Source organism: Bacillus thermozeamaize (genome assembly GCA_002159075.1).
GTDB classification, from domain to species: domain Bacteria; phylum Bacillota; class Bacilli; order ZCTH02-B2; family ZCTH02-B2; genus Bacillus_BB; species Bacillus_BB thermozeamaize.
In genome coordinates, this window is the sequence record LZRT01000132.1 from 1 (window position 1) to 3,228 (window position 3,228).

3 protein-coding genes and 1 pseudogene are annotated in these 3,228 nt (G+C 51.1%); all 4 read left to right on the forward strand.

Features of this window, described 5'->3' with window-relative positions; genetic code table 11:
• The 4 genes and pseudogenes from BAA01_02290 to BAA01_02305 all read left to right on the forward strand — a co-directional run bounded on the left by BAA01_02290 (position 1) and on the right by BAA01_02305 (position 3,111).
• Positions 1–858 (forward strand): annotated as a pseudogene (locus BAA01_02290) (hypothetical protein).
• A 38-nt stretch (positions 859–896) separates the two neighbouring features.
• Positions 897–1,475, forward strand: coding sequence for a hypothetical protein (locus BAA01_02295; protein ID OUM84370.1), 579 nt, complete (start codon positions 897–899; stop codon positions 1,473–1,475).
• Positions 1,476–1,543: 68 nt separating this feature from the next.
• Positions 1,544–1,732 (forward strand): hypothetical protein, encoded by a 189-nt coding sequence (locus BAA01_02300; GenBank protein ID OUM84372.1) that lies wholly within the window; start codon positions 1,544–1,546, stop codon positions 1,730–1,732.
• Positions 1,733–2,352: 620 nt separating this feature from the next.
• Positions 2,353–3,111: a hypothetical protein gene (locus BAA01_02305; protein OUM84371.1), complete on the forward strand. Its 759-nt coding sequence runs from the start codon at positions 2,353–2,355 to the stop codon at positions 3,109–3,111.
• Positions 3,112–3,228: the final 117 nt, after the last annotated feature.

Sequence of the window (3,228 nt, forward strand, 5' to 3'; positions counted from 1 at the left end):
GTATACGGAAATCGCGACGCGCTGTCAGGGACAGGAGTGCTCTTCACACGCGATCCCGCTAGCGGCGATCCCAAGCCCCGTGGGGAATGGCTAGCTGGGGCGCAAGGGGAGGCTTTGGTGGCCGGTCGGGTGACGCCTAATGGTCTCGAGGAACTGAAAGCAATGTCGCCAGCAACGTACGAAGAATTAATCAATTGCGGAAAGCTGCTAGAGCAACAGGATGGCTTCCCGCAGGATGTTGAGTTCACAGTTGAAGGTGGAAAGGTTTGGGTGCTGCAAACAAGGCGCCTTCGCCTTAGTCCTTTGGCTGCGTGCCGGGTGACAATGGATATGCTGAGTGAAGGAATCATAACGGAGGAGATCGCGGCACAACAACTGAAAGAGTTGGATTTTGAGAAGTTGTACGTGGAACGGGTTGAACCAGGCAACGCGTCACCTTTGGCAAGCGGAATAGGCGCTTCACCTGGGGTTGCAAGCGGAATAGTTGTGCGCTCTGTACCGGAGGCTCTTCAGCTTGTTGAAAAAGGAGAACGGGTGGTACTTGTTCGGCCGGAGACCACGCCCAACGATTTGGCGGGAATGAAAGTGGCATCGGCTATTGTGACGGAACAAGGAGGATTTACTTGTCACGCAGCCATCGTAGCTCGTGAACTTCGTATTCCTTGTGTAGTAGGTTGCGGCAGCTTCCTTGATCAGCTACCGTCCAACGTGGAGGTCACAGTGGATGGCTCAACGGGACATGTTTACGAGGGGCGGATGACCATTTTCCGTGATGTTCCACAATTTGTAGCGAAGGCCAATGATATTTTGCGTAATTTTTCTAATGATTCCGGTGTGAAAGAGGTGGGCTCGTTATAAATCGCAGGAGTGGGGCTTCGAGGAGGGAGAACAAAACTGTGACTTTGGAAAGTCAAGATTCTTTACTGGATGTACTCCTGTGGGTTGGGATAAGAGGCTTAGTGCCGTTGGAGGAATTGGAAACACGGTTGCAGTCTATGGGATGGTCAGGGTTGTCACAACTGGGCGACTGGGTGTCATTGGAATCTGGCTATTGCCAATTAAGTGAAAAGGGTGATGCCCATTTGACAACCTTGTGCCGACAGCGGTACGACGTAGCTGAGAAAGATACATTGGAGTTATTTTTCGATGCCTTTGAACGCTTGGACCGGGAGTTTAAAGCGATTGCGAGCAAATGGCAAGAGATACGTATTCAGGAGCCTGATCCTGACGAGTTGGTGTCTGTGCTCGAAAAATGGTTTGCAGTAGATGATAACTTACGTGAGCTGATGACTCAGTACCCTGTTGCTTCCAAGGTGATTGGCCCTTACGTTGAGCGGCTGCATGATGCCCGTCGCCGCTTCGAAGGTGGAGAAACGGATGCCTTTACAGGCATAAACGATGATTCTTATCACACTGTATGGCATGCCACGCATGAAGTACTGCTGCGGGCACTGGATAGACAGCGTCATGAGTGATGGGTTGAGCATTAAGCACTAGAAGGAGGCATTGCGAATTGCGTGTGGTGGTTGACCGGGAAGCTTGCATGGGGTTCGGGCGCTGTATAGAAGTGTTACCCGATGTTTTTTCTCTCGATCAAGAGGGAAAGGTTGTTGTGGGTTCTGTCAGTAATGTTGACAGGAAGATGCTACAGATGGCGGTATGGTCATGCCCACGTCAAGCGATCCAATTGCTAGACGACGCTGGAGAAAAATTGCCTGAGGAGAATGGTTAATAAACAAAGGCTTTACAGGGACGCGACAGGCGATGCTATGACGGTGCTTATGTGAGTCTTGTTGTCGCCAGAATCTGTTGTAGCGTGACGTGCCTGGCACGTACAAACTGAAAAATGTGATGGGAAAGAGAGGTACGACGATTTCAAGAACAATCCACGCTTAGCTGCATACGGGGAGCCCGTAGAGACTATCCAAAGGTCTTTGTTGTGGACCGGGAAAGTGATACGGGCGTCCCTGTTGTGGCTGCGGGAGAGTAAGGATAGAAACAAGGCTGGCCTGTGCAGGGGATTGGTTGTTTGCTTTTTGAGGAGTACATATTGGACCAGGGGACATGCGCAATCCGAATATCCTGGACTATTGCTTGCCCACCGCTCCGGATGTGCTGGTTATCGAAACGTGTTACGGTGAAGTGCCCTCGCCGGGACATCCGAAATGGATTTTTTTGTGTCAGTATAGCCTCTTTTTCCTTCCACGGCCGCGATAGCCAACGGTATCTACCACGCGAAGGGCGTTCGAATGCTGGAATGCCCCTCGACTCTAGTAAGGGTTTTGCAGCCCTTTGATGCATGTAAATGCATGTGATAGGATCCTTATAGTAGAGCGTTAGGAGGAGAGCACTGTGCGTTCAAAAGAGAGAAAATATGCACTTGAAGGCGCGTTTAACTTTCGCGATCTGGGTGGACTACCGACCGGTGACGGCCGGGAGACAGTCTTTGGATCCGTGTTCCGTAGTGATACTCTAGACCATTTGACGACACGGGACGTCCATGTCCTGGTGCATGAAATCGGAGTTAGAAGCGTTATCGATCTACGTGCACCGGAAGAGAGAATGCGAGTGAAGCCGCAGTGGGCTGAGGAGAGCAGCATTGAACTTGAATTTGTCCATCTGCCTTTGGTCGACGAAGTGGGCCAGTTCGATGTCAAAAATCCGGAAGAACTACGGACCATGCTTGCCAGGAGATACATGAGTTACTTGGAATTGGGCGGGGACAACATCGTGGCAGTGCTGGAACTGATTGCACGAAATGTCGGTCGGTGTGCTACAGTCATTCACTGTAACGCGGGAAAGGATCGAACCGGAGTTGTGGTGGCCATTTTGTTAGGGCTTCTCGGGGTCGTTAAGGACGCAATCGTAGCGGACTATGTAGCTACTGACGCGAACATGGAACGGATTTTGGCTCGCATGAGAGAAAAAGAGCCATATCGGGAACGTGTTGATTCCAATCCGGTGGAGTTATATCAGGCAAAGCCCCACACGATGGAATTGTTCTTAGAGGCCCTGGACAAGAAGGCTGGTGGGATAGAAGGGTGGGCTAGAGCTCACGGACTATCCGAGCAGGGGTTGCAGCGTCTTCGAACTTACTTGGTGTCTCAATAAAGGGTTGACAAAGAGACGTCAGGGCAGTAACGGTCCACTGTGCAAACCCGGTTCCCAGCGCAGGTATGATGAGTCGGTGTTAGAAACATATTATATGGAACTCAGCTGCCTTGGGGT

Bases quoted from the DNA above. Each gene is read 5' to 3' on its own strand.
- BAA01_02300 (OUM84372.1), top strand. From the start codon at position 1,544: ATGGGGTTCGGGCGCTGTATAGAAGTGTTACCCGATGTTTTTTCTCTC.